We start from the raw sequence: 5,047 nt of genomic DNA on the forward strand, positions 1-5,047 counted from the left end.
GCTAAGCGACTACCGTATCTAACAGGGGGCAACCCCCAACTACATCAGGCGTACTAGGGCTTAACTTCTGTGTTCGGCATGGGAACAGGTGTATCTCCTAGGCTATCGTCACTTAACTCTGAGTATTCTCAACTCAAAATTGAATATCTATACTGTATCAAGAAACCAAATCGTTGTCAATATGTCTCAGTTACTTTCTTTGGATAAGTCCTCGAGCTATTAGTATTAGTCCGCTACATGTGTCACCACACTTCCACTTCTAACCTATCAACCTGATCATCTCTCAGGGCTCTTACTGATATAAAATCATGGGAAATCTCATCTTGAGGTGGGCTTCACACTTAGATGCTTTCAGCGTTTATCCCTTCCCTACATAGCTACCCAGCGATGCTCTTGGCAGAACAACTGGTACACCAGCGGTAAGTCCACTCTGGTCCTCTCGTACTAGGAGCAGATCCTCTCAAATTTCCTACGCCCGCGACGGATAGGGACCGAACTGTCTCACGACGTTCTGAACCCAGCTCGCGTGCCGCTTTAATGGGCGAACAGCCCAACCCTTGGGACCGACTACAGCCCCAGGATGCGACGAGCCGACATCGAGGTGCCAAACCTCCCCGTCGATGTGAACTCTTGGGGGAGATAAGCCTGTTATCCCCAGGGTAGCTTTTATCCGTTGAGCGATGGCCCTTCCATGCGGAACCACCGGATCACTAAGCCCGACTTTCGTCCCTGCTCGAGTTGTAGCTCTCGCAGTCAAGCTCCCTTATACCTTTACACTCTGCGAATGATTTCCAACCATTCTGAGGGAACCTTTGGGCGCCTCCGTTACCTTTTAGGAGGCGACCGCCCCAGTCAAACTGCCCGTCAGACACTGTCTCCGATAGGGATAACCTATCTGGGTTAGAGTAGCCATAACACAAGGGTAGTATCCCAACAACGCCTCACTCGAAACTGGCGTCCCGAGGTCATAGGCTCCTACCTATCCTGTACATGTGGTACAGATACTCAATATCAAACTGCAGTAAAGCTCCATGGGGTCTTTCCGTCCTGTCGCGGGTAACCTGCATCTTCACAGGTACTAAAATTTCACCGAGTCTCTCGTTGAGACAGTGCCCAAATCATTACGCCTTTCGTGCGGGTCGGAACTTACCCGACAAGGAATTTCGCTACCTTAGGACCGTTATAGTTACGGCCGCCGTTTACTGGGGCTTCAATTCATACCTTCGCTTACGCTAAGCACTCCTCTTAACCTTCCAGCACCGGGCAGGCGTCACCCCCTATACATCATCTTACGATTTAGCAGAGAGCTGTGTTTTTGATAAACAGTTGCTTGGGCCTATTCACTGCGGCTGACCATAAGTCAGCGCCCCTTCTCCCGAAGTTACGGGGCCATTTTGCCGAGTTCCTTAACGAGAGTTCTCTCGCTCACCTGAGGCTACTCGCCTCGACTACCTGTGTCGGTTTGCGGTACGGGTAGAGTATAATTAACGCTAGAAGCTTTTCTCGGCAGTGTGACATCACTAACTTCGCTACTAAACTTCGCTCCCCATCACAGCTCAATGTTAGAGATATAAGCATTTGACTCATATCACACCTCACTGCTTGGCCAGACACTTCCAATCGTCTGGTTTAGTTAGCCTACTGCGTCCCTCCATCACTATATACTCTAGTACAGGAATATCAACCTGTTGTCCATCGGATACACCTTTCGGTCTCTCCTTAGGTCCCGACTAACCCAGGGCGGACGAGCCTTCCCCTGGAAACCTTAGTCTTACGGTGGACAGGATTCTCACCTGTCTTTCGCTACTCATACCGGCATTCTCACTTCTATGCGCTCCAGCACTCCTCACGGTACACCTTCTTCGCACATAGAACGCTCTCCTACCATACCTATAAAGGTATCCACAGCTTCGGTAATATGTTTTAGCCCCGGTACATTTTCGGCGCAGGGTCACTCGACTAGTGAGCTATTACGCACTCTTTGAATGAATAGCTGCTTCTAAGCTAACATCCTAGTTGTCTGTGCAACCCCACATCCTTTTCCACTTAACATATATTTTGGGACCTTAGCTGGTGGTCTGGGCTGTTTCCCTTTCGACTACGGATCTTAGCACTCGCAGTCTGACTGCCGATTATATCTCGTTGGCATTCGGAGTTTATCTGAGATTGGTAATCCGGGATGGACCCCTCACCCAAACAGTGCTCTACCTCCAAGAGACTTAACATCGACGCTAGCCCTAAAGCTATTTCGGAGAGAACCAGCTATCTCCAAGTTCGTTTGGAATTTCTCCGCTACCCACAAGTCATCCAAGCACTTTTCAACGTGCCCTGGTTCGGTCCTCCAGTGAGTTTTACCTCACCTTCAACCTGCTCATGGGTAGGTCACATGGTTTCGGGTCTACGACATGATACTAATGCGCCCTATTAAGACTCGGTTTCCCTACGGCTCCGTCTCTTCAACTTAACCTCGCATCATATCGTAACTCGCCGGTTCATTCTACAAAAGGCACGCTCTCACCCATTAACGGGCTCGAACTTGTTGTAGGCACACGGTTTCAGGTTCTATTTCACTCCCCTCCCGGGGTGCTTTTCACCTTTCCCTCACGGTACTGGTTCACTATCGGTCACTAGAGAGTATTTAGGGTTGGGAGATGGTCCTCCCAGATTCCGACGAGATTTCTCGTGTCTCGCCGTACTCAGGATACTGCTAGGTATAAAGACTATTTCGAATACGAGGCTATTACTCTCTTTGGCCTACCTTCCCAGGTAGTTCTTCTATAATCTTTAAGTCCACGTTGCAGTCCTACAACCCCGAAGAGTAAACTCTTCGGTTTGCCCTCTTGCCGTTTCGCTCGCCGCTACTAAGGCAATCGCTTTTGCTTTCTCTTCCTGCAGCTACTTAGATGTTTCAGTTCACTGCGTCTTCCTCTACATTACCTTAACAGTAATGAGTGACAGGCATTACCTGCCGGGTTCCCCCATTCGGACATCTCTGGATCATTGCTCACTTACAGCTCCCCAAAGCATTTCGTCGTTAGTCACGTCCTTCATCGGCTTCTAGTGCCAAGGCATCCACCGTGCGCCCTTATTAACTTAACCTTATTTTGGTCTTGCGACCTAACTCATTAAATATTCACAGCGTTTCGGTTTATTTTCTTGTTACTATCTATATGTAATTAATTACATATGGAATTTGATATAGATATTCAATTTTCAATGGACAATACTTGAATCTTTCGATTCAATGGAGCCTAGCGGGATCGAACCGCTGACCTCCTGCGTGCAAAGCAGGCGCTCTCCCAGCTGAGCTAAGGCCCCACAAGACCTCTCAAAACTAAATAAGAAACTCAAGTACATTCCGTTTTTCCTTAGAAAGGAGGTGATCCAGCCGCACCTTCCGATACGGCTACCTTGTTACGACTTCACCCCAATCATCTATCCCACCTTAGGCGGCTGGCTCCAAAAGGTTACCTCACCGACTTCGGGTGTTACAAACTCTCGTGGTGTGACGGGCGGTGTGTACAAGGCCCGGGAACGTATTCACCGCGGCGTGCTGATCCGCGATTACTAGCGATTCCGACTTCATGTAGGCGAGTTGCAGCCTACAATCCGAACTGAGATTGGCTTTAAGAGATTAGCTTGCCGTCACCGACTCGCAACTCGTTGTACCAACCATTGTAGCACGTGTGTAGCCCAGGTCATAAGGGGCATGATGATTTGACGTCATCCCCACCTTCCTCCGGTTTATTACCGGCAGTCTCGCTAGAGTGCCCAACTGAATGATGGCAACTAACAATAGGGGTTGCGCTCGTTGCGGGACTTAACCCAACATCTCACGACACGAGCTGACGACAACCATGCACCACCTGTCACCGATGTACCGAAGTAACTTTCTATCTCTAGAAATAGCATCGGGATGTCAAGACCTGGTAAGGTTCTTCGCGTTGCTTCGAATTAAACCACATGCTCCACCGCTTGTGCGGGCCCCCGTCAATTCCTTTGAGTTTCAACCTTGCGGTCGTACTCCCCAGGCGGAGTGCTTAATGCGTTAGCTGCGGCACTGAATCCCGGAAAGGATCCAACACCTAGCACTCATCGTTTACGGCGTGGACTACCAGGGTATCTAATCCTGTTCGCTCCCCACGCTTTCGAGCCTCAGCGTCAGTTACAGACCAGAGAGCCGCTTTCGCCACCGGTGTTCCTCCATATATCTACGCATTTCACCGCTACACATGGAATTCCACTCTCCCCTTCTGCACTCAAGTTTGACAGTTTCCAAAGCGAACTATGGTTGAGCCACAGCCTTTAACTTCAGACTTATCAAACCGCCTGCGCTCGCTTTACGCCCAATAAATCCGGACAACGCTCGGGACCTACGTATTACCGCGGCTGCTGGCACGTAGTTAGCCGTCCCTTTCTGGTAAGCTACCGTCACAGTGTGAACTTTCCACTCTCACACTCGTTCTTGACTTACAACAGAGCTTTACGATCCGAAAACCTTCTTCACTCACGCGGCGTTGCTCGGTCAGGGTTGCCCCCATTGCCGAAGATTCCCTACTGCTGCCTCCCGTAGGAGTCTGGGCCGTGTCTCAGTCCCAGTGTGGCCGATCACCCTCTCAGGTCGGCTATGTATCGTCGCCTAGGTGAGCCGTTACCTCACCTACTAGCTAATACAACGCAGGTCCATCTTGTAGTGGAGCAATTGCCCCTTTCAAATAAATGACATGTGTCATCCATTGTTATGCGGTATTAGCTATCGTTTCCAATAGTTATCCCCCGCTACAAGGCAGGTTACCTACGCGTTACTCACCCGTTCGCAACTCATCCAAGAAGAGCAAGCTCCTCTCTTCAGCGTTCTACTTGCATGTATTAGGCACGCCGCCAGCGTTCGTCCTGAGCCAGGATCAAACTCTCATTAAAATCTTTAATAATTGTTCGAGCGTTAACTCATTACCGTCGTCTGACGATTTATTCTTGTAAATTGACAGGTTATAATTTCTTCTATCATAACCCTGCACTTGGTTTCTTATTCAGTTCTCAAAGGTCT

The 5,047-nt window shown here is 49.4% G+C and carries 1 tRNA gene and 3 rRNA genes; all 4 read right to left on the reverse strand.

The features are described from left to right. Nucleotides 1-116: ribosomal RNA gene (rrf, locus tag HMPREF2637_RS00160) — 5S ribosomal RNA — on the reverse strand. A gap of 83 nt (nucleotides 117-199) precedes the next feature. Then, nucleotides 200-3,099: ribosomal RNA gene (locus HMPREF2637_RS00165) — 23S ribosomal RNA — on the reverse strand. A gap of 146 nt (nucleotides 3,100-3,245) precedes the next feature. Next, nucleotides 3,246-3,318: transfer RNA gene (locus HMPREF2637_RS00170), tRNA-Ala, on the reverse strand. Nucleotides 3,319-3,372: 54 nt separating this feature from the next. Further along, nucleotides 3,373-4,920 (reverse strand): 16S ribosomal RNA (locus HMPREF2637_RS00175). The 16S, 23S and 5S rRNA genes sit together here with 1 tRNA gene alongside, the layout of an rRNA operon. Nucleotides 4,921-5,047 lie beyond the last annotated feature (127 nt).

This window comes from Streptococcus sp. HMSC065H07 (genome assembly GCF_001837325.1).
Classification (GTDB): Bacteria; Bacillota; Bacilli; order Lactobacillales; family Streptococcaceae; genus Streptococcus; species Streptococcus salivarius_H.